Origin of the sequence: Methanoplanus limicola DSM 2279 (assembly GCF_000243255.1) — an archaeon.
Lineage (GTDB): Archaea > Halobacteriota > Methanomicrobia > Methanomicrobiales > Methanomicrobiaceae > Methanoplanus > Methanoplanus limicola.
Map to the genome: position 1 here is coordinate 1,280,821 of NZ_CM001436.1, position 21,404 is coordinate 1,302,224.

General features: G+C 42.2%; 27 protein-coding genes. 20 read left to right on the top strand and 7 right to left on the bottom strand.

Annotation, left to right across the window (positions count from 1 at the left end; genetic code table 11):
* Positions 1-100: 100 nt before the first annotated feature.
* Complete coding sequence (locus tag METLIM_RS15475) at positions 101-1,990, top strand: HAMP domain-containing sensor histidine kinase (protein ID WP_004077083.1); 1,890 nt, start codon at positions 101-103, stop codon at positions 1,988-1,990.
* A gap of 84 nt (positions 1,991-2,074) precedes the next feature.
* Here METLIM_RS15475 and METLIM_RS06200 read toward each other — a convergent pair whose 3' ends face one another.
* The gene (locus METLIM_RS06200) at positions 2,075-4,030 is read right to left on the bottom strand and encodes a methyl-accepting chemotaxis protein (protein WP_004077084.1); all 1,956 of its coding nucleotides are present in this window, start codon (positions 4,028-4,030) and stop codon (positions 2,075-2,077) included.
* Between the two features lie 128 nt (positions 4,031-4,158).
* Positions 4,159-5,037, bottom strand: a complete 879-nt coding sequence (locus METLIM_RS06205; RefSeq protein ID WP_004077085.1) for a methanogenesis marker 12 protein — start codon at positions 5,035-5,037, stop codon at positions 4,159-4,161.
* Positions 5,038-5,153: 116 nt separating this feature from the next.
* Here METLIM_RS06205 and METLIM_RS06210 point away from each other — a divergent pair, with 116 nt between their 5' ends.
* Positions 5,154-6,308 (top strand): CPBP family intramembrane glutamic endopeptidase, encoded by a 1,155-nt coding sequence (locus tag METLIM_RS06210; RefSeq protein WP_004077086.1) that lies wholly within the window; start codon positions 5,154-5,156, stop codon positions 6,306-6,308.
* A gap of 578 nt (positions 6,309-6,886) precedes the next feature.
* Here METLIM_RS06210 and METLIM_RS06215 read toward each other — a convergent pair.
* Genes METLIM_RS06215 through METLIM_RS06225 form a run of 3 tightly spaced genes read right to left on the bottom strand, consistent with a single transcriptional unit; the run spans position 6,887 to position 9,664 of the window.
* Positions 6,887-7,759 (bottom strand): DUF368 domain-containing protein, encoded by an 873-nt coding sequence (locus METLIM_RS06215; protein ID WP_004077087.1) that lies wholly within the window; start codon positions 7,757-7,759, stop codon positions 6,887-6,889.
* Positions 7,760-7,784: 25 nt separating this feature from the next.
* Complete coding sequence (gene upp, locus METLIM_RS06220; protein WP_004077088.1) at positions 7,785-8,414, bottom strand: uracil phosphoribosyltransferase; 630 nt, start codon at positions 8,412-8,414, stop codon at positions 7,785-7,787.
* A gap of 2 nt (positions 8,415-8,416) precedes the next feature.
* On the bottom strand, positions 8,417-9,664 hold the full coding sequence (locus METLIM_RS06225) for a uracil-xanthine permease family protein (protein ID WP_004077089.1): 1,248 nt from the start codon (positions 9,662-9,664) through the stop codon (positions 8,417-8,419).
* A gap of 372 nt (positions 9,665-10,036) precedes the next feature.
* On the opposite strand from METLIM_RS06225, the gene METLIM_RS06230 reads away from it, so the two are divergent.
* The 5 genes from METLIM_RS06230 to METLIM_RS16530 all read left to right on the top strand — a co-directional run bounded on the left by METLIM_RS06230 (position 10,037) and on the right by METLIM_RS16530 (position 15,596).
* Positions 10,037-10,993: a hypothetical protein gene (locus METLIM_RS06230; RefSeq protein ID WP_004077090.1), complete on the top strand. Its 957-nt coding sequence runs from the start codon at positions 10,037-10,039 to the stop codon at positions 10,991-10,993.
* Positions 10,994-11,065: 72 nt separating this feature from the next.
* Positions 11,066-12,013: an NAD-dependent epimerase/dehydratase family protein gene (locus METLIM_RS06235; protein ID WP_004077091.1), complete on the top strand. Its 948-nt coding sequence runs from the start codon at positions 11,066-11,068 to the stop codon at positions 12,011-12,013.
* Positions 12,014-12,022: 9 nt separating this feature from the next.
* On the top strand, positions 12,023-13,186 hold the full coding sequence (locus METLIM_RS06240; protein ID WP_004077092.1) for a cofactor-independent phosphoglycerate mutase: 1,164 nt from the start codon (positions 12,023-12,025) through the stop codon (positions 13,184-13,186).
* A 236-nt stretch (positions 13,187-13,422) separates the two neighbouring features.
* On the top strand, positions 13,423-14,616 hold the full coding sequence (locus tag METLIM_RS06245; protein ID WP_004077093.1) for a site-specific integrase: 1,194 nt from the start codon (positions 13,423-13,425) through the stop codon (positions 14,614-14,616).
* 773 nt (positions 14,617-15,389) lie between these two features.
* Positions 15,390-15,596 carry a hypothetical protein gene (locus METLIM_RS16530; RefSeq protein ID WP_157202245.1) on the top strand — a complete coding sequence of 69 codons (207 nt, stop codon included), beginning with the start codon at positions 15,390-15,392 and terminating at the stop codon, positions 15,594-15,596.
* A 428-nt stretch (positions 15,597-16,024) separates the two neighbouring features.
* Here METLIM_RS16530 and METLIM_RS06260 read toward each other — a convergent pair whose 3' ends face one another.
* Positions 16,025-16,507 (bottom strand): hypothetical protein, encoded by a 483-nt coding sequence (locus METLIM_RS06260; protein WP_004077099.1) that lies wholly within the window; start codon positions 16,505-16,507, stop codon positions 16,025-16,027.
* A 67-nt stretch (positions 16,508-16,574) separates the two neighbouring features.
* Positions 16,575-16,883 (bottom strand): hypothetical protein, encoded by a 309-nt coding sequence (locus tag METLIM_RS06265; RefSeq protein ID WP_004077100.1) that lies wholly within the window; start codon positions 16,881-16,883, stop codon positions 16,575-16,577.
* Positions 16,884-17,022: 139 nt separating this feature from the next.
* Here METLIM_RS06265 and METLIM_RS16535 point away from each other — a divergent pair, with 139 nt between their 5' ends.
* The 13 genes from METLIM_RS16535 (at position 17,023) to METLIM_RS06325 (ending at position 21,403) form a co-directional block, all read left to right on the top strand.
* The gene (locus tag METLIM_RS16535) at positions 17,023-17,178 is read left to right on the top strand and encodes a hypothetical protein (protein ID WP_157202246.1); all 156 of its coding nucleotides are present in this window, start codon (positions 17,023-17,025) and stop codon (positions 17,176-17,178) included.
* Positions 17,179-17,230: 52 nt separating this feature from the next.
* On the top strand, positions 17,231-17,392 hold the full coding sequence (locus tag METLIM_RS16540) for a hypothetical protein (RefSeq protein WP_004077102.1): 162 nt from the start codon (positions 17,231-17,233) through the stop codon (positions 17,390-17,392).
* Positions 17,389-17,610: a hypothetical protein gene (locus METLIM_RS06270; RefSeq protein WP_004077103.1), complete on the top strand. Its 222-nt coding sequence runs from the start codon at positions 17,389-17,391 to the stop codon at positions 17,608-17,610. Before METLIM_RS16540 ends, METLIM_RS06270 begins: the two co-directional genes overlap by 4 nt.
* Positions 17,607-17,969 (top strand): hypothetical protein, encoded by a 363-nt coding sequence (locus METLIM_RS06275; RefSeq protein WP_004077104.1) that lies wholly within the window; start codon positions 17,607-17,609, stop codon positions 17,967-17,969. Before METLIM_RS06270 ends, METLIM_RS06275 begins: the two co-directional genes overlap by 4 nt.
* Positions 17,966-18,226 carry a hypothetical protein gene (locus tag METLIM_RS06280; protein WP_004077105.1) on the top strand — a complete coding sequence of 87 codons (261 nt, stop codon included), beginning with the start codon at positions 17,966-17,968 and terminating at the stop codon, positions 18,224-18,226. The genes METLIM_RS06275 and METLIM_RS06280 overlap by 4 nt, the downstream gene beginning before the upstream one ends.
* Positions 18,219-18,581 (top strand): hypothetical protein, encoded by a 363-nt coding sequence (locus tag METLIM_RS06285; RefSeq protein ID WP_048145691.1) that lies wholly within the window; start codon positions 18,219-18,221, stop codon positions 18,579-18,581. The genes METLIM_RS06280 and METLIM_RS06285 overlap by 8 nt, the downstream gene beginning before the upstream one ends.
* A gap of 265 nt (positions 18,582-18,846) precedes the next feature.
* On the top strand, positions 18,847-19,173 hold the full coding sequence (locus METLIM_RS06295) for a hypothetical protein (RefSeq protein WP_004077107.1): 327 nt from the start codon (positions 18,847-18,849) through the stop codon (positions 19,171-19,173).
* A gap of 69 nt (positions 19,174-19,242) precedes the next feature.
* A complete protein-coding gene (locus METLIM_RS06300; RefSeq protein WP_157202247.1) occupies positions 19,243-19,548 on the top strand; it encodes a hypothetical protein in 306 nt (101 codons plus the stop codon).
* Positions 19,545-19,820 (top strand): hypothetical protein, encoded by a 276-nt coding sequence (locus METLIM_RS06305; RefSeq protein ID WP_004077110.1) that lies wholly within the window; start codon positions 19,545-19,547, stop codon positions 19,818-19,820. Before METLIM_RS06300 ends, METLIM_RS06305 begins: the two co-directional genes overlap by 4 nt.
* A gap of 47 nt (positions 19,821-19,867) precedes the next feature.
* Complete coding sequence (locus METLIM_RS06310; RefSeq protein WP_157202248.1) at positions 19,868-20,068, top strand: hypothetical protein; 201 nt, start codon at positions 19,868-19,870, stop codon at positions 20,066-20,068.
* Positions 20,065-20,400, top strand: coding sequence for a hypothetical protein (locus tag METLIM_RS06315; protein ID WP_004077112.1), 336 nt, complete (start codon positions 20,065-20,067; stop codon positions 20,398-20,400). Before METLIM_RS06310 ends, METLIM_RS06315 begins: the two co-directional genes overlap by 4 nt.
* The gene (locus METLIM_RS06320; protein WP_004077113.1) at positions 20,400-20,876 is read left to right on the top strand and encodes a hypothetical protein; all 477 of its coding nucleotides are present in this window, start codon (positions 20,400-20,402) and stop codon (positions 20,874-20,876) included. Before METLIM_RS06315 ends, METLIM_RS06320 begins: the two co-directional genes overlap by 1 nt.
* Complete coding sequence (locus METLIM_RS06325; protein ID WP_004077114.1) at positions 20,873-21,403, top strand: HNH endonuclease; 531 nt, start codon at positions 20,873-20,875, stop codon at positions 21,401-21,403. Before METLIM_RS06320 ends, METLIM_RS06325 begins: the two co-directional genes overlap by 4 nt.
* The last annotated feature ends 1 nt before the right edge of the window (position 21,404 follow it).

Sequence of the window (21,404 nt, forward strand, 5' to 3'; positions counted from 1 at the left end):
AGACAGACATACTTTTATTGAATCAGGAAAAATTATAATACAATAAAATAATTCTGAATAATTTTATTCCGGGGAAAAGAGGTATCGGACAGGAAATGATATGAGTATAAAGAAGATGACAGGCATAGGTAGCCATTCATATTCAACATATATCCTGCTGCTCTGCATTGTTATTATAGTGCCCTTTGTAATCTCCCTTTCATTATTACATTATACTCAGCTTTCGGACGAACTTACTGAGAACAGCATTCAGCTCCAGAAAAATACCGAAAGCAGCATGATAGAACTGACATATGTCATAAACAAAGGCCTTGAGATCTATGACCGAAGTCTTGATGGAAAACTGAAATCTGCATTTGAAATATACCTGGCAGAGTACAGTTCATCCGGCGGAGAACTGTCTGACAGTGACCTCATTGATATAAAATACCGGCTTGGTGAACGGTATAACCTGTATATATTCAATGAGAGCAATGTCATCACCAAAACTACATTTAAACCGGATTTAGGGCTGGATTTAGGTAAAATAAAATTTTTCTCTGATTACCTTGACAATATCAGAAACAGTGATTCATATCATGGAGACAGGGTTGTAACAAGCATTCTGGACAATTCAGTCACAAAAAAATATGGTTACATGCCATCACCGGACCATACAGAAATTCTTGAGATCTCATATGATATTGAAGAGAACGATGCAAGAAGTTATTTAAAATATGGTGATACCGCAGGGAAAATTCAGGAACTCAACCCAAATCTCATCGGAGTCAGATTTTTTGACGTCTTCTCTGATGCAATAGGAACTTCCGGATATAAATTTCCGGGCGAGGAAGAAACAGTAAGCCGGATCATAAGTTCCAAAAGTGATTATACCTACGTGGATTCCAAAAACCTGACGACAGTAAACTATCGCTATATTGACCTTTACAATCAGGAATATGCATCAGATATCTCAATTGTAGCAGCCTTTGAGTATGATGACTCAATCCTGAAAGGAAATCTTACAAGCCTACTGATATCGCAGATTGCTACGCTTCTGCTTATGCTGACCCTGATAATAATCTCGATATACCTGGCATCGGTTATTATGACACGACCGGTCAGGGCGATTGTCAGAGATGTTGATATAATTGCCTCAGGTGAGCTTAAGCATCAGATAAGTGCCAATAACGGAGGCCGCGAATTCATTCAGCTTGAGAAGAGTATCAGAAATATGGTTGAAACCCTCAATGAGATGATATTCCGGCTGAAAAATTCAGAAGAGATAATAAAAGAGCAGAATGAAAACCTTGAAAATCTCGTTGAAAAGAGAACATCTGAACTGAAAGAGGCAAATGAGGAAGCCAACTTCTATCTGGACCTGATGACGCATGACATAAACAATGCAAATATGGCAGCACTCGGTTATGCTGAAATGCTCAGTGAAGAGACGGAAGGTTTTGAAGCGGAATGTTCCGGAAAGGTAAAAAATGCCGTAAAACAGAGCATAAGGATAATAAACAATGTCTCAATGATAAGAAAGATCAGGGACTACAATAAGGCATTAAAACCGGTCAGCCTCTCAAAAACCATTGATGAAGCTCTGGACCATATATCCGGCATAAGTCCCGAATATGAAAAAACAGATATCAAAGTCCTTGCAGATGAACTTTTAACAGAAGTTTTTGTAAATCTGATAGAGAACTCAAAAAAATATTCGGAAGAAAAAGAGTGCAGAATAAAAATTACAGCTGAACCAAAAGGGGAAAAAGTACTTATCTGCATCGAAGACAACGGCCCCGGAATGCCGGATAAACTCAAAGCCAGATGTTTTGAGAGAACAGTAAGGGGTGAGGGGGCTGAAAAACTTAAATCAGGCAGAGGTCTTGGCTTATACATAGTCAGGACTCTTATTGAAGAGAGGTACGGAGGAGTCATTTACGCTGCCGACAGAGTATCAGGCAGTGAAAAAGAGGGCCTGAAAATCTGCTTCTCACTGAAAAAAGCATAAATTAGCCAGAAAATAAAATACTACCAGATAAGGCCTCTTTGTGGTGAATAGGAGTGAAAAATAAATTCCTGAATATTTCATAATTCAGCAGCGGAATCTGAACGTATGAATCAGGGCATTCAGTTCTCCTGACATTGCCGCAACCTCCTCAGTGCTCTCTGAGATCTCTTCCGCTGACATCAGCACCTCCTCACTGGATGCAGCTACATCCTCAATTCTGCTAAGATTTTCTTTTGTTAAAACATTCGCCTCCTCCATAAGAGACATCACCTTATTTGTTGAATGTGCCTGAATCTCCGTAGTCCCTGAGATCTCAATTATGCCGTACGATGCCTGATCAGCACTGACGACAATTTCATTCAGGACCTCAAGAGTCCGTCTGACACTGTCAATTCCCTCCCCAATCTCCTCATATGCATTATTCATTGAGAGAACCGTATCTGCAGACTCTTTCTGAATCTCAGAGATCAGCTTTTCAATATCAGCCGTAGCTTTCTTTGACTCACCGGCAAGGCTCTTTACCTCCCTTGCAACGACAGCAAAACCTCGTCCGTGTTCACCCGCTCTCGCAGCTTCTATTGCGGCATTCAGAGCCAGAAGATTTGTCTGCCCTGAGATTTCATTGATGAGCTTCACAATATCATTTATCTCATGCATTCTTCCGTTAAGTCCGGAGATCCTCTCAACACTCTCTCTGGCAACCGATTCAACAGACTTCATCTTATCGGAGGCTTCCTCACCCATCCCTCTGGCTTTTCCTCCACTCTCTATTACGCGGGATGCAATCTCTTTAACCTCGTAAGACTGGCTGGCTATCTCCTCTATGGACGCTGAGAGATCAGTGACCGCCATTGCAACATTATCTATCGAATCAAGCTGTTTTCCGGAATCCATAGAGAGCTCCTGGGTGTTCTCCGCAACTTTTTCTATGGCCTTCTGAACTTCCTTAATGCTCTCTGATGTCCCTGCCGAGTAATCAGCCAGTTCATTTACAGCAGTGTTTACCTCATTCATTGCCTGACCGATATCTACACCAACAGAGTTCAGGGCAGACTTAAGAGCCTGAAAATCCCCTCTGACATCAATCTTTTCAGAAAAACGGGTACCAAAATTTTTGCAGGAATATGCATTGGCAACTCTTACTGTCTCTGAGACCGGACCCGAAACATAGTCCAGTGCCCTGTTAATACCACTGATAACCCTCCCAAAATCACCAGGATGTTTTGACTCATCAACCCTGTAAGAGAGGTCTCCCATTACGGCCGCCTCAGTCAGATGAACAGAGTCGTCTAAAAGGAGATCAATCTCCCCTTTTGCAAGCCTTAGCTGATCATTCATACCTGCAAACTTCTTTTCCAGTCTCCCGGTATATTCATTGCCTTCAGGGAGTGAGTAATCAAAAGCCGTACTTCCGGCAGAGAGGAGTTCAAGGTTAAAGATCATCTTCTCAATACAGCCGTCAGTATAGATATACCGGGATATGATCTTCGTCTGATCAATATAAGTGCCAAATATAAACTCTATTTCACCTGAACTGCCAGATATCGGAGTCAGCCTCTGGTCTATAAATTTCTCTCCTGTGGGAAGGGAGACATTCTGGTATGATTTGACCGCACTCCTTCTCTCAAGGCATGCCTTAAATCCGGCACCCTCATCTGAGACAGCTTTAAAGTCCCTGATATTCATTGAACGCAGTTTATCTTCAGAATAGCCGCTCATATCAATAAATGCCCGGTTAAGGTCCACAATATTCCCGCCGGGATCGTATAGAAGCATGGGCACGGGGTTACTGTGAACCGCTTCCAGTGCCAGCCGGCCCAGTTTATTCTGCTCTATATAACTTCCAAACGCCCGTTTAATGGCAGATAAAAGCCTTAAGGAAAGATCTGAGGATAAACTCAGTTCCAGCGCCTTAAAATCTCTGCCTTCAGAGATTCTCTCCAGAACACCAGCCAGAGAATCCACTTCGGATGGCAGCATATTACCATCCGGAAAATTATCCGTGGTTATTGATTCAGAGTTAAATGATGCAATGTCCATAAATACACCCGGAGCAGAAGAAATCCAGGTACGGATTTGCACCTGTAATTCTGCCAATGAGAATAATTTACGGCCCAAAAATAAATACTCTGTCGAAATAAAATATATTAGGGATATGATCTATATATTTAGTCCTGACCAGAGACTGAAAGACCAAGAATCTCTTTTTTGCCGGAGAAGACATCAGAAGCAATCATTGACAGTCCGTCTGATGCCGCCCATTCATCATACACAAATACTTCCTCATCCAGCAGGGATGAAACAATTGCTGAAACATCTTCTGCCATTGAACCGGCAAGGGCAACAGGTGCATCACGGTTTAAAAGTTTAAGAGAGGCACATTCCATCGCAGCAAACATTGCAAGGGTATCCCTCCTGTATTCAGGAGGAACATTCTCATCAATGCCGGCATGGAGAAATGCCTCGTTTGCAGTCCATTCACCGCTGTCAATCTTTCTTATTCCGTCAACATCAATAGCCCCGTGCTTTGTTCCGGGTGCGAAGATGCAGGCATCAAATGCACCGGTGATATGACCGCCGGTCACAAGAAGACTGACTGTATTTGAACTGATATCCGAAACTATGAAATTACTGCCGAGGTCCTGATAAACCTGGTAGGCAATGCCAATCTTCTCAGGGCTTGTCTGGTGAGAATATACCTTAAATCTGGGATCTGTTGGCGAACCACGGTGTATGCCGGGAATTACAACCGCAGGAATGCCGCTCTTTTCAATCTCGTCATAGACCTTTGTCCCGCCGCCGATATGCTCACCGGCACCTTCCCTTGTGACAATACCCCTGTTTTTGACTTTACTTATCGGGGTAATTTCAGTAATCGCATCGCCCATCGAGTAGCAGACAGCAATGCCCTCTATACATTCCAGAGGACAGAGCCGGTTTAAATCACCATAGCTGAAATTAACTGCATCCTTTCTGGATATTTTAAATTTATCCTCACCTGAGGAGAACCTGATCGCAGAGGTACCGTGATCAATGCCAATATACATTAAATAACTCCGTCTGATTAATTTGCCTTCAATAACTAAAATAAGAATAACATTGGTTCATCCAAAAGAGATTAAAGGATTCAATAGGACAATAATATAACAATACTGATGAATAAATGACTAATGAAGAATATTTTGACAAAAACGGGGTAATAGCACTTGTACTTTTTTTCGCAGTATTCTCCCTCTTTGCACTGATACAATGGCCCGGAGGTGAGGTGAACGCCTTTGCAACCGCATCACTTGAGGTCTCACCCTTTGTCCTTGCAGCAGTACTTGCATATCTGGCAGATTCCGGCAAAATACCAAAACCTCTGGCAGCACTGTACGTTATCGCATTAATTGCAGGCATAGCCCTCATATCTGTATTTGTGGGTATAATGGGGGTAATGCCCGCAAATCTTCTGACAACCGGAAATATCAATGCAATACCGGACTCTGTGGATACCGGAAAGATCATACAGTCACTTGAGATAATTCTCCTCTCATTTCTTGGGTTTATTATAGCCTGCCTCTGTTATCTGAGGCCGTTACGCAGGTACCTCTCCCGCTGCATTCCAATCGACCCTGAATCATTCCTTCATGCATCCGGGCTTGCAGTTGTCCTGTCAGTGGTGCTGATTCTGATAATACCGGTAACAGTAACAGGTGAACCTCCTTTCCTCTCAGAGATTATATTGAGTTCAGTGGTATCAGATCCTGAATTTTTTTCCGGCACAGTGGGAACTGACATATACGGCCTGATATGGATGACAATAGGATCGTTTGCCGCTGCCGGACTATTCCTGAAGAGAGATCTAAAAGGCGTACTTAAGAGAATCGGGCTTGAAAGGCCAACGGTCAGGCAGGTGCTGGCGGCACTGGCAGCCGGAGCAGTTCTGGTTCTCCTCTTCACAGCTCTTGACGATATAGTCACCGCAATATGGAGTTTTTTCGGTTGGAATATTACAGACACCGATAAATTTGAATTCCTCCTATCACCATACCTCACAATTCCGGGCATAATCGCAGCGTCTGTATCAGCAGGCTTTGGTGAGGAGATTGCAGTCAGGGGAGTTCTTCAGCCAAGATACGGAATAATACTCTCGGCCATGTTCTTTGCCGCCCTACACGCCTTTCAGTACAACTGGGATGGCATAATTACGGTTTTCATCGCCGGAATTCTCTTTGGACTCTTAAGAACACGCTACAATACAACATTCTGTGCAGTGACCCACAGTACATATGACTTCATCCTGTTCTTACTATTAATGCTTGGAGTATCACTATAGTAAATAGGTTTAATTAATTCATTAACCGTAATTCATACAAAATTGAGTAAAGTTCATAACACATGACTATAATATTACTATTGTAGAACTGCCCGCCGGACAATTACCTGACCCGTCCGGCCGGCAGTCTGCAATACCAAAAGCACCAGAAAGTGAACCTGATTAAGGTATATGACATAATATCCATTAAAATCAGGTAAAAACAGACGTCAGTAACCTTAAGTCTGTGCCAGAACTGAAATAAAGTATTCCGTATCAAAACCCGGGATTAACGACCGTTCCGGGTAAGATAATAAACCAGAACATCTGTCCATAACATAAACCAGAATATGAGCACGAGACCGGAAAAATCCTGTAAACTTAAATTTATCCGGTAAAACGGCTTTTATCAGGTGAACTGCCGTCAGTTCAGGCAGGCAAAATTTTCGCCTGGAAAATTAAAAATTCTTCTTTTCTGTAATAAAAGCCTGGTTCTTATTCCTGTACTTCCGGCTGAACTGTCAGAAGATCAAAGAATCAGAAAAAATATTCATTCTCCGCCGGATCCAGACATTACAGTTAAAAAAAAGGTAAAATGTTCAGTTTTCAAGACATCCACTACCGCATCGCCTTCTGATAAATTCAATCAGCGCAATGACAAATATTCCAAGGAGAAGGAAGAGATAAATGCCCCCATCAAAACCGCCATCCTCCATAATCTTTCCATACAGCATCCTTGATGAACCCAGCATAAATCCGGTGAGGACAGCCAGCATGAGAGCATGATAGTGGCTTATCAGATATTTAAGCGCTTTTGTAAAGAGAAGAATACCTATAACAGCACCGCCCATATACGCCGCAATATCAATCACCGAGAGTGTCTTTATGGCATGGAGCATGTACTCATACTGATTCATTATCATTGTAATGTATGCACCGGAAATTCCCGGAAGAACCATTGCACATATCGCAAATGCCCCGGTGATGAACAGAACAGGCAGACTATGACCCGGATCAAAGGCACTCAGGCCGGATACAATAAGACCGATTAAAATTCCGGCTATAAGCCCTGAGACGGTCTTTACTGAGACAGGACCTGACCCTGCGTAGATCACAACAGCAGATGCAGCAATTAAACCTAAAAAGAATGAATAAGTCTCTGCCGAATAGTCATTCAGAAGAATAAGTATTACATTTGACATCAGGATAAAAGATGTCCCTATTCCGGCAGCAAGAACAATCAGGAATAAGAGATCAATTCTCTTAAGCTCCTCCAGAAATCCGTCCCAGTCCCTCTTCAGGAAAGTTATCAGAATATCTGGCTCAATATTGCCGACAGCCCTGATCAGCCTCTCATAAATCCCTGTAATGAGGGCCATTGTTCCGCCGGATACACCCGGAATTATATCACAGACACCCATAAGAATGCCTTTGATGTACACCGGAAGAAAGCTCGATAATTTATCATTCATAATAATCAGAAAAAAACTAAAATATTTATCTGGTTCCAAAGAGGCGGTCTCCCGCATCTCCAAGTCCCGGTACGATGTACCCGTTCTCATCCAGCTTAGTGTCTATAACTGCCGGAATTATGACTACATCAGGATGCTCCTTCTCCATCCTCTCAATTCCCTCAGGCGCTGCAATGACACAGAGCACCTTAATCTTCCCGCAGCCGGCCTCCTTCAGGAGAGTACATACAGCCGAGGTTGTTCCACCGGTTGCAAGCATCGGGTCAAGGATATATACAGTTCTCTCGCTGATACCATCTGCTAGCTTTGCGTAATATTTCATCGGCTGAAGGGTCTCATGATCCCTGTAATAGCCAATATAACTGATTCTGGCAGTAGGAAATACTTTCATAAATCCCTCCTGCATCCCGATTCCCGCCCTGAAGACAGGGATTATTGAAGGATCCTTCTCCAGGTACTTCTCAACCTCAACAGGTTTACCCTCCCATCCGGTTATGAAATCCTTTGAAAGTTCAAGATCTTTTGTAGCCTCATAGGTGAGAAGCATGGTGAGTTCAGTGACGATATCCCTGAAGTCCTTGGAATTTGTCTTCATATCTCTCAGAAGGCTGACCTTATGCGCCACAAGCGGGTGCGAAAAAGAGTGAACAGACATAATTAATTATTCGCCTCCCCACTACTTTTAACATCCTCCGGAAGAACAAGGTTCAGGAAGACACCGATTATTGCTGCAAGGCCGATGCCTGCAAGCTTAAATTCGCCGACAGGAATAAAAAGTCCCCCTATTCCGGTGACGAGAATTAATGAGAGTATTACAATATTCTTCTGATTCGAGAGGTCAACCCTGTTCTTAATCAGCTGATCAATTCCAAGGCTTGCAATAAGGCCGAAGAGAAGTATCATAACACCACCCATAACCGGCCCGGGAATGGTCTGTAAAAATGCTCCAATCTTTCCGATAAATGAGAATATAATTGCAATGACGGCAGCTGCTGTCATGATCCAGGGATTAAAAACCTTTGTGAGTGCCACTGCACCTGTGACCTCAGAATACGTCGTATTGGGAGGTCCGCCAACAAATGATGCGAAGAATGTGGCTATACCGTCCCCAAGCATTGTCCGGTTTACACCCGGATCTTTGAGGTAATTCTTCCCCGTAACTGACCCTATCGCCAAAATATCACCGAAATGCTCTATCGCAGGTGCAATAGCAACCGGAACTATAAAGAGAATGGCTGCAAGGTTCCATTCCGGAAATACGAAATCCGGCAGGCCAATCCACCCTGCTTTGCCGACAGTCGTGAAGTCAACAAGGCCAAACCAGAGGGAGACCAGATATCCTGTTGTAATTCCAAAGAGAATAGGCACAAGCTTAAGCCAGCCTTTTGTGAACATGAATATCGCAAGAGTTGTGATGAGAGATATTCCTGCCACTATAAGAGCCGTCTCAACAGGTATTACCTGAAGATCTCCGGATTTGCCAAGTGCCATTCCGACTGCAACAGGTGCAAGTGAGAGACCAATCACCGAGATTACAGGGCCGACAACAATCGGAGGGAATATGCGGGTTATTACTTCTATGCCAAAGATCGTGATGATTATACTTAAAAAGACGTAAAAGAGACCTGCGGCGGCAAGGCCGCACATAGTTGACGGAATGCCCCATGTCGCCACACCGTATGTTATAGCCGGAATAAAGGCAAAGGAGGATGCCAGAAAGATTGGGACCTTCATCTTCGTAATCAGCTGAAATATCAGTGTGCCGGCCCCGGCGGTGAAGAGCGCCACATTGGGAGCAAGGCCGGTAAGAAGGGGAACAAGGACAAGTGCACCGAATGCAACAAAAAGAATCTGAAGTCCCTGAAAGCCTCTCTTAACTATAGTTATGGGATTTATTCCTTCCATATCAGAACACACCTTGGAAATTAAGAGCGGTTTATTGCTAATACCATATAGAAGCCATCCGTGTATCTTAAATGAGCCAGCAGAATGGAGATCATAATAATTTTGAGGAGACTTTCAGATATAATGATCTTTTTAGCCCTCGGAATGAGTGCCGGACTCAATAATATACCCGATCAATCAGACAATATTTAAAAATATTGTAATTAAGTAAAAGTAATTTGAACTAAAAATTGAATAGAGTAACATTTTTAACAATATATTTCATAACAAACAGAGGGAGTTCAGACAGGAACAAATTAAAATTTAAAGAAATCACCCATAATATAAAAATGCCTCTAAAAAAGAAGAAAATAACCTCCGGGAGATTATGAATTGATAACACTGGATTTTCTCAAAGAGACGCTGATACAGTTCCTAAATCTTTCTCTCCAGACGATTCCTTTTATGATTCCGGGAGTGATATTTGCAGAATTTCTGATTGCAAAGAAGATTACCGGAAAAATTGCAAAATGGACAAAACCTCTGACCGGATTTGCAAATCTGAATGATATATGCGGAACCTCATTTCTCCTGGCTTTTATATCCCCGAAAGCTGCAAACACCATGCTTGTAAATTATAAAGATAAGGAGCTGATCTCAGAAAAAGAGATGATTGTAGCTTCTGTCATGAACTCCTTTCCAACCGTAGTTATGCACTGGCGTTATCTTCTCCCTGTTTATATCCCACTCCTTGGATTTACAGGGCTTCTCTATTTCCTGATACTTATGGCAGTGGGATTTGGAAAGACCGGAGTGGTCATGCTATATGGAAGATTTAAATTCAGGGAGAGGGAGTATATCCCTGAAGAGGAGAGAGGAAGTGTAGAGTTCATAACCTCGAAAGCTGCGTTAAAAACAGCTATTGAAAGTTCAAAAAAACCTCTCATAAAAATTCTCTCAATCACCATCCCAACACTGCTTATTGTATCAGTTCTTATAAATCTGGGAATATTTGACCATCTTGGAAACGGAATGAAAAACCTGAGTTTCCTCTTCCCAATACCAACAGCCGCACTTGCGATTATTGCAGCACAGTTTGGATCGTTTATCGCAGGCGCAGGTGTTGCTTCTGCTCTCTTAAACGGAGGTGAGTTAACTCCGGCAGATATTGTAACAACACTGCTCATAGGAAATATACTGACGAGTGTTACAAGAAACATAAAATGGTACGGCTCATCGTACGCAGCAATTTTTGGCCCTAAGACCGGAGCATACATTATGATAATCTCAACAGCCCTCAGAAACGGGATGATGCTCATTGCAGTAATCATAATCCTGATACTATTCTGAACCGGACAATATCTCCTCCATCTCCGGCATAAGCAGAAATAAAAAATTATAAGCAGTGCATATATTCCAGTAATGTATTCAGTAATCACAGGCGGGGCCGGGTTCATCGGGTCGCACCTTACAGATGCCCTTGTGAAAAAAGGGGATAAAATCCTAATAATTGACAATTTAAGCTCAGGAAACCTGGATAATATAAAAGCTTATATAAAGAGCGGAAGAGTTGAGTTTTTAGAGGCCGATCTTCTCTCAGACGGCTGGCAGGATTCATTTGCCGGTGCTGACCGCGTGTACCATATAGCCGCCGATCCGGATGTCAGGGCAAGCGCAGTAACTCCGGCACCTATTTTTGACAACAATGTGGCCGCAACCGAGAATGTCCTTGAGGCCATGAGAATTCACAATGTCGGAGAGATAGTATTCACCTCAACGTCAACTGTGTATGGTGAGGCGACTGTAATACCCACACCTGAGGATTATTCACCAATGATACCAATATCAATCTACGGTGCCACCAAGATGGCCTGTGAGGCCATGATAGCCTCCTATGCACACTCCTTTAACATGAAGGCATGGGTATTCCGGTTTGCAAACATAATCGGTGAGAGGAGCAACCACGGAGTCATATGGGACTTCATACATAAGTTAAAGGAGAACCCAACAGAGCTTGAAATTCTCGGAGACGGAAAGCAGGTAAAATCATACCTTTCAGTCACAGGATGCGTAAATGCAGTCCTTTTTGCGGTTGAGAACTCAGACGAAACCTTCAACTTCTATAATATCGGTTCTGAGGACTGGATAAGCGTCACTGATATAGGTGAGATAATCACCGAAGAGATGAATCTCAAAGGCGTGCCATTCCACTATACCGGCGGAGACCGTGGATGGGTCGGCGATGTCCCAAAGATGCAGCTCTCGGTTGAGAAGATGAAAAGTATAGGCTGGATTCCGGAAGAGACCTCAAAAGGGGCTGTCAGGGCGGCATGCAGGTCCTCGATAAAAGAGATCTGCGGGGAAAACTGAGATAAAATTATGAAATATATTCTAATCCTCGGGGACGGAATGGCAGATGAACCCCTTGAGGAACTTGGCGGAAAAACCCCCCTTGAATCTGCAAAAACCCCGAATATGGACCGAATTGCAAGAGAAGGCAGATGCGGCATGCTCAAAACCGTACCTGAAGGCTACGAACCGGGTAGTGACATAGCAAACCTCTCCGTTCTCGGTTACAGGCCTGAGGAGTGCTACACAGGCAGAGGCCCCCTTGAAGCGATAAGCATGGGAGTGGACCTCGGAGAGAATGACATCGCCTACAGATGCAATCTCGTAACCATCAGAGACGGAATTATGGAGGACTTCTCAGCCGGACATATCTCCGGTGAAGAAGGAAAAGAGCTTATCGAATCCTTAAACGAAAAAATCCGGGAAGCAAAAGGCTATCCCGGAGTTAGCTACAGAAACCTCCTTGTTGTACCGGGCGGAGAAGGGTGCAGCACAACCCCGCCGCATGACATAGTGGACCGGGAGATTGCATCATACCTCCCAAAAGGCGGGGACAGCGAAGTGCTTCTCAGGTGCATGGAGGAGAGCAGAGAGGTATTTAAGGAACACCTGGTAAATGCCGAACGGCTGAAAGCCGGAAAAAGGCCTGCAACATCCATATGGCCATGGAGCGGAGGTAAGAAACCTGCAATGGAGAATTTTGAGGATAAGTTCGGCTTTAGGGGTGCAATGATCTCGGCAGTTGACCTCCTCAAAGGCATAGCCCTCTGCGCAGGGATGGACACAATTGAAGTGCCGGGTGCTACAGGATATCTCGATACCGACTATATGGCAAAGGCAGAATATGCAGTCTCCGCACTCAGAGATTATGACTTCGTATATCTCCATATCGAGGCACCTGATGAAGCCGGACATCTCGGCAGCACTGAAGAGAAGATAAAGGCAATCGAGAGTGTCGATGAGGTCACAGGCTATATACTTGATAATACAGAAGATACCATCATTGCAGTCCTTCCTGACCATCCGACACCAATCAGGATTAAGACGCATACCTCAGAACCTGTACCCTTCGCAGTACTCGGCAGGGGGAATGACGATGCGGAATGCTACAGTGAGAGAGAGATTGCAGAGAAAGGCGGATTCGGACTGAGGAGATCTGAAGATCTGATGAAGATAATTTTCGGGGAGATCTGATATCATAACCTGAATGAAGCAGAAAGATTCTAAGGAGACAATGCCGCTTTTAGTGGAAAAATTCCTGAGAATACCGGATATAAAAAATAATTCAGAAAAATGTTCTCTGAACATTTAGACCGGCATCAGATCCCTGCTTCTTCATACGGAGAAAATCTCCGTCAGTGGGGGTAACTTTCATCATCTGCCGATATTACCAGCAGATACTATATATTTTCTTAAACCTATTTTACTGTATGCCATATGCAGAGATCAATATCAAATCATATCTGACAGGCCAGGCCACAGACGGCCACATCTGTCCGGACGATGCCGATCTTATCCAGGAGTTTATTGAAGAGCGCAAGGCAACCTGCGGCCTTGCGGATTCAACCAGTATAGCTACGGCAAAAGCAATATGTAAATTTGTAGCCATAACAACAGAAAGAGGAGAACAGATATTGTCTCCGCTCAGAGATTGCAAGACATCCGATGTGTATCAGGCTCTGAATGTAGTCAGCAAAATATGGAAACAGAACACCCGGCGGCTGAGAGTGCACTATCTGAAAATATTCCTGCTGTGGCTAATCGAAGAAGGCCAGAACCCTAATTTAGATCCCAAAAAAATAGAATCAATAAAAACACCAAAAGCTGACAAGGCTACAAAAACAGCGTCTCAGATGATTTCTCCGGAAGATATGAACCGGATGATCATGGGGTGTAAAAACTCCCGCGACCGCGCAATGATCTCACTGATGTACGAGGGTGCACTAAGACCAATTGAAATACGTGAGGCCACCTGGTCACAGGTAAAATTTGATGAATATGGCGCGGTATTCACAACCTCAAAAAAGACAGGGAAACCCAGGTACATCAGGATCATTACATACGCTCATTACCTGGCACAATGGCAGGCAGATTATTTCAGAGGAAACCCGGACGAGAATATGCCGATCTTTATTACCCGGCGCGGCAACATTTTGTCCCGGCAATATTTTGATGAGATTATATCCAAGGCAGCAGAGGCAGCAGGGATTGAAAAAATATTCCCATATATTTTACGACACAGCAGGATTACAAATATGAATGCTGACGGTATTCCGGAAAGCGTGATTAAACTTCAGGCATGGGGGAGCCTCAGTACTCCGATGATGGCTACATACTGTCATCTCAGCAATGACCAGTTAGATTCAATTCTCCTGGAGAAAAATGGTGTTGTCAAAAAAGCAGGCCGGCCAAAAGGCCCGACAATAAAACCCGTACAGTGCCCTTCATGCAGCACCATAAACGTACCGGGTGCAAGGTTGTGTCACCAGTGCGGATCTCCTCTTACCGATGATGCCCGACATTCCCTGATTTCGCTCAAAGATAAGATAAAAGAAAACGATGGAATATCAGAAGAGATGTTTACACGGATGCTGTTGAAGGCAAAAGAGAAAGGGATTATCTGACTTCCAGAATCGGAGGCAGGATAAATGAGGTTCTCGAAATGGGGATTTTAATCCCCAATAGTTTTTTAGTGGCTGAATACAAGTATGAATGCTAAGATTTTTGCAATGTCAAGAATTACTGAAATTACATTGTCTAAGCATACATCAATTGATAAACGAATTGACATCCCTGTTTTACCTCCTTTTGTGGATTTTTTATTTGCCTTCTACAGGGCTTCCACGCCCCTCCGGCAATAAAGTTTTAAGACTACCCCTATATAAAAGAAAGTCAGGACTTCAGGTTCGTTCAGTAATTTTATTAACTATTACCACATAAGAAATATTGTCAACTCGTAAAGATGTTGCGTCATTCAAATCTCTGTGGCTGAATGTTACATTGATTGAATTGATGTTTTGTATCTTCTTGAGGTGGATTTTTTGCTTTGGGACCCTTCCACTTTAGGTCTCAAAGATTTTCCTTAACTCAAACAATTTGAGATAATATTATTATAATTCCAAGTTACAATATGTAACTGTGCCGCCAAAATTCAAAACAGTCCGGGAAAGGTAGATTAAATACGGATGATATCTTACTATCATATACTGAATGTCTATGATATCAGAGTTCCTGCCAGAATACCATGAATGTTTCTTATGTTGTTCAATTGGGGTATCTGCCTTTTTATTTGGATATATTTCTAATATTTTAGTGCTTCTGATTACAGGGTTAATATTAACCTCTTTAGGTTCATATACTGAAACCATTAAAACCTTAAATTCACTTGGTGATTATTTTGAAAGCAGAGAGAAAAATTCCGGGAAGACCTAATTACCTTAAATCATTTATCCTGACAATCACAGGCATTTTAGTTACTGCTCTTGGGATTGGGGCAAATTCACTGGCAATTGCAATTTTTGGGACTATTGTCCTTGTTATGGGAGTTACGACAGAAACAATCTACAGGACTATGGAGTATTACCTTTGCAATACCACACAATAACACCAAGAATGGCAAAACCAATAATTGAACCTATAATACCTTCAGATAAGAAGGGAATTCCCTGGATGATCCCAATAAACCAGATTATGGAGTTCAAAAGAGTTTGAAGCCCATTTAACGCCAAACTGAATCCAAGAAGAGTGAATAAACCGGCAAAACCTGAAATTATTGGATGTTTAATACATTTATCAGCAAGATTATAAAAGAAGCGTGCTATCATAATTAAAAACCATTCTTTCCTTTCCCTCTATCATAAAACCCAGAAACCTTCTCCGGATTGTTCCGGTAATATTCCTTTGTCTCTTTCTCAAAAGATTTCAGCCAGTTTTCCGTATCATTTCCACTTTCTAAAGCCTGAGCTTTATCTTTAAATTTCCCCAGTATTCCCCACATTTTAAAATCCCCATAAAATCAATAATTTGTCAGTATTACCTTTTCATGAATGGCGTGATAATTATCCCCAGCAGTCCAACGATAGCAACAACACTCCCAATAATTTTCATAAATGCGTATTGTGCATATTCACTATTGTACATATGGAGAAGAGAATGCATCAACTGGTATTTGCTGCTCATATAATCTCCATAAATGTAGATGGCTACACCAATGATAAGAAATGTAACACTTACCAATATTCCTGCAATTGGAGAGCCTGATTTTTGCTCACCAGACTTAGAAGAATTATCTTTCTTTATTACTTCAGGCCTGGTTACTGGTCTCTCATAATAATCATCCTCATCCCCTTTTGTAAAATGAAGTATGGCTGCTATAATCAGCCCTGCTATGAACACTACAAAAAATATATACCCTACGAAAAATATTCCATTATTTTTGGTAATTGCTCCAAAAAAGAACATTAAGATACTGACGAATAATGACCCCAATATTATCAATTTACTACTATCTTCCATTTACGCACCCCATCAAAAAAGTAAGTTTTTATTTTCCTTTAACCTCAAACCCTGCCGCGCCTCCACTCTATTCATCCGGCTCAGGCATAACTGAAAGAATCAGTTTCTTAATTTCAGCAATCTCATTTTTCATCTCAACCATACCGCGCTCACACTCTGCAAGCCTTTGTGCTTCTTCTTCGGTCATAGGTTGAGAAGTTAAATTTGATTCATTCTCTAAATTATCCAAATGTTCCCTGATAATTTCTAAGATGAGTCTATTTTTAGATAATTTCCTTTTTGCCCTTAAATTCTCTAATTTATCATAAAGTGGAATATCATCTTCCTCCACAAAGTAAACTGAAATTTTTGGAGGGTTTGCACTTTTCTTAGCCATCTTAGAATTAAACATTATCATTCATTTATTATATGTATTCATGACTCACACATGCTCATGAGGAGTTAAATTTATAACTCATGGTGAGCAATTAATCTCTATGGCAGAAGATGTTACTAAGAAATGTCGCCTGCAGGTAATGATCGTAAGCGATAGAGAACCTGCATTGATGAATGCAATTCAGAATTTAAGAAAGAGGTACACAGATGCAGAACTTCTTAAAGAAGGTCTCCGATGCCTTGCCAAACGTGAAGGACTTTTGACCATTGCAAATTCAGAGGAGGCAACAGCATGAGAACAGTAACCGAAAACCGAACCACCACGAACGAATTAAAAAGAGGCCAATTATGACTGCAAATATTGTAATGAGAGAAGATGAGTATGCTGCGCTGATGAAAGACCCAATAGCCAAAGAGTATGTTATAATAGGTCTTGAAATTGGCGAGATTGAAGTGATTGACAGCAACGGTAAAAAAGTCAATGTAAACACTGCCGAGGCAACAGCATGAGTGAATCAAAAAAAGAGTTTAAGGGATCTGTCCTGAATTGCGATAAACTCGGTTTCATTGCAGGTTTAGGAACAGGGTTTTTAACATTCGCTCTTGTAACCTGGATAAATCCTGACCAGTTGAATGATATTATTTCTGTAGGTCTTGTACTTGGTATTTTCTTAATGGTTTTTGGAGTATTTCTTAATAGAAAAGGAAATTCAGGTGATGAGGCATGAAAAAGATACTTGCCGGAAATTCGATCCAGAAGCAGCTTCAGACATTCATTGAGGAACTGAAGGGTGCTTTTGAGAAGATACAGGAGGAATGCAATAAACAGGACCAGAAGATCTCAGAACTGTCAGCCCTGGTTGAAAAGCAGGGGCAGGAGATAGAGGTTCAGAGCAGACTTCTCCATACGGCATTTGAAAGAATAACAGGCCTGGAGGACAATGTAAAAGAGCTGAAAGAAGATTCTGAATTATTTGAAAGATATGCCAGGACTGCGATTGAAAACACAAAGTATCAGGTCAGGAAACTTGACGTACAGAACATACTGAATGAAAGTAAACAAGAGGAAAAGAGCGTGATTTTATGATAATAAATCATAATGGCGAACCCCGACTAAAACGAACCACCACGAACGAGTTATTTGAGGCCGCCAGAAATAAATTTGATTTCTCAGGCAATATAAATTGCCCATCTGACAGTGAGCAGACAGACAGCAGCATTATTGATGCTGAAGATTATGATAGTTTCCCTCCGGAATTTCAGGAGAATTCACTTTTTACCAGGGCAATTCTAAACCGCCCGGACAATGAAGATTCATTAAGGGGGATTGGTTTGAATGCTTAATTGCCTTACTTTCATTAAATATCACAGATCTAACACCCCATCAAGTGTTGTAATCAGCAAAAATCATGTTGAAGGTTTCTATACCTCACTAAATTGTATTGGGATTAGATCACCTTTTGGAAGTGAAATATTTTGGTATGATGAAAATATCACAAAAGTAAGTTATATAGACAGATTACTGAAAATTCTGATTGACGAAATCCAAAAGTGGATTATAGCAGAATCTGAAGCACGAAGAGAACTAATAAATAATGACCATGATCATTTAGCGAGGAGCACTTCATATCTGAATATCTCTGAACTTGCAGAGGAATTGCATCAGAAGTTACTTGATGAGATAGGCGGTGATGCCTGATGCACGGTTCTGTCTTCCTCCTTAACTACCTGAATAAACTCTGTGAGAATTCCGGACTTGAAACAATTTCCGGAAGGCTTCTGAAATTAGACAGGATTGTCAGTAATCATCAGTGCCGGAGAGCAGCCCGATATCAGAGAAAGGCCTTCAGCAGATCTTTTCGGGGGAGCTGCCGGGAAAAGAAACTGGCTTTCTGGATGTGGGATCATGCTATCAATTCCCCTCCTCCCCAGCTGAAAACTATTCTGAAAGGAGGGATCTGAGAATGGCTTTTGATGTTACAATCTTCACCGGAAAAGACGGTAAGGAAGGTATCAGAACCTTTCAGAACGTCCACCTTTTAATCCCTCAGTGGAATGGGGATTCCGAAGAGGTACCACAACAGAAGTGGATTACCCTTCTTGAAAAATCCGGAGATATGACAACTCTGAATTTCCGCTCCTGGTCTGTTACTGAGAAGATGCCGGATAAGGTAAAGGTCCGGAAAAGAGACGGGAAAGTCATTGATGACGGTTACAGAGTGACCGGGGACTTTGACAGGATGACGATTTACCGCCGGAATTCCGGGAAGAAATCAGGCGGTGATGAGTGATGCTGCTCTTCATCTTAGCACTTGGTTTTCTGGCTGTTCTCAGTGCGTCACTATTTCTCTGGGGATATCATGAAGGGAAATCAGCCGGAATCAGGCAGTACAGGAAGGAATGTTCTGAATGTGCCTTATCTCATGGGAGGCAGCAGCATGATTGAAAGTATTCAGCCGGATGCACCCTGGAGAAGTATTCTGCATAAGCTTTCGGATACTCAGGTTATTTGTGATGCTGTAGGAATAATTCCCTGTATTGAGGTTTTTGTTCATAAATGCCTGATAGGATGTCGTAAATATGACAATGGGGAATGTGAAGGCTGCATTTTCCAGACTTGCGAGAATAAGCATCTTATTCTGATCAGGGAGGCTGATGCCCTATGACAGAAATCATTCCTGTAACCTGTCCCTTCTGTTATGATGGAGGCCTGGAGAACTTAGAGAATCTCATTGTCATTGTTCAGGGCTGGCCGGTCATGGGGTGGCGGTGCAGCTGCTGCAGGAAGAGCTTCTCTATACTTCATCCGCATGTTCAGGCAGTCATCAGAAAAACCCTGAATGAAGAATTCCGGAAGAGAAGAGTCAGGAAGAACAGAAAGGTATCTTATCATATTCTTAAAGGTGAAGGGAATGTCGGCCTTGGGGTGATGGCATAATGCCGGCATCACTGTTCAGAAAGTCATCTTACAGGATATATGTCATTTTGAAGGATGATGATGGTAATCTGACAGAATATCCAGTCAGGTTAAGCTGTAGGATTTCCAGTAGTCATGAAAAAATTTTAGAGACAATATCAGTTCTGGAAAGACTGTTTGAAGATTCTGAAAATTTTGTAAGAGTTAAAACGGTGAAATACTATCCACCTGTTGATGTTCAGGTTGCTTTAGCTGAGGTGTCAGAATGAAGCCCATTCTGGCCAATTTTTTTTCAAAAGTACAGACTGCTGTCAGAAGGTACTATACAAAAACCTGTATGCCGGAGAAGGTGCGACCTGACAGAATCCCTGAATCTTTGGATAAAATCAAAAAATCACGTCAAAAAGACGTTTATTTTACAAATCACGCAAAAAAGTATCAAGGTATTCTACGACTTAAAGATATATATTATTTACCTCAGAATTTCTGGTTCTTCGGACCAGGGGGTCTTTCCTGTAAGGTCAAAAAGTACAGACTGCTGTCAGATGTCAGTGCCTTGTTAGAGTATTCTTCCAGGTCTTCTAATGGAGGTGTTCTCTGATGGATTCTGAAAGGTTTAAAACAGCAGTTTATCTCAGACCAGATCAGGCTATCATTCAACAGTTATATCCTCAGAAGTTCTCTCAGCTGGTCAGATATCTGGCTGATGCTCTCATAATGGGTACTGAACTTGGAGAACTACCTCCGGAAATTGCTGAAGAGGTTGTTTATGTCCGGAGATCCTCTCAGATGAGACAGGAATATCTGAAGAAAAAGAATCAGCTGAAGGAAGATTTCTTCTCATTTCTTGATAATCAGAACTATCCTATCTTTCTGGCCAGATACAGCAAGAGGAAAGCCAAAAAGATAGGAAAAGAGCTTGCAGGAAAATACAGGGCAGGCGGGAATATCTTACCGGAATCTTATGTTCTCCCCTTCCTGAATGAATATCTGGAACACGCTGAATACTCCGGGAAGATGCTGCATGCCTGGACTCCCATACAAGAGAACCTTTTCAGAGAGGAGGGAAGGACATGAAATTCATTCCCTGCCACAACTGCGGAAAGGAAATTCCGGAAAACATGAAATGGAAGGATCATGCTGGTCATACATATTGCAGCAAGGAATGCAAGTGGGAAGGTATCTATACATGGGATTGCTCCCGGAAGGGTGAACGACCCAGAGTTCCGGGGTCGTGGGACTGGGTAATCAACCAGGTCTTTAAGAGAGATAATTACTGCTGCCGGTTATGCGGGAAAACCCATAAAGATCTTTACTGGGAAAAGAATTCTGAGAGTGTCGCACCTGAGAGAATAAAAAATATTCTGAAATGTAATCCTTCAGTTTTCCATTATCTCTTTGAATTTCATCATAATCTTCCGATTGCTATAGGTGGAAATTCCCTTCCGGAAAATGTTATTACACTTTGTCATGACTGTCATGTCCTGGTGCATTCAAGCTTAAGGAAAAAATCAGATCAGGAACCGGGAATTTCAGATTCTTCAGAACTCCATCAGACTTCCCTGATAAGATTCATGGATGCAGTGATTCAGGAGAGGTGCTGAT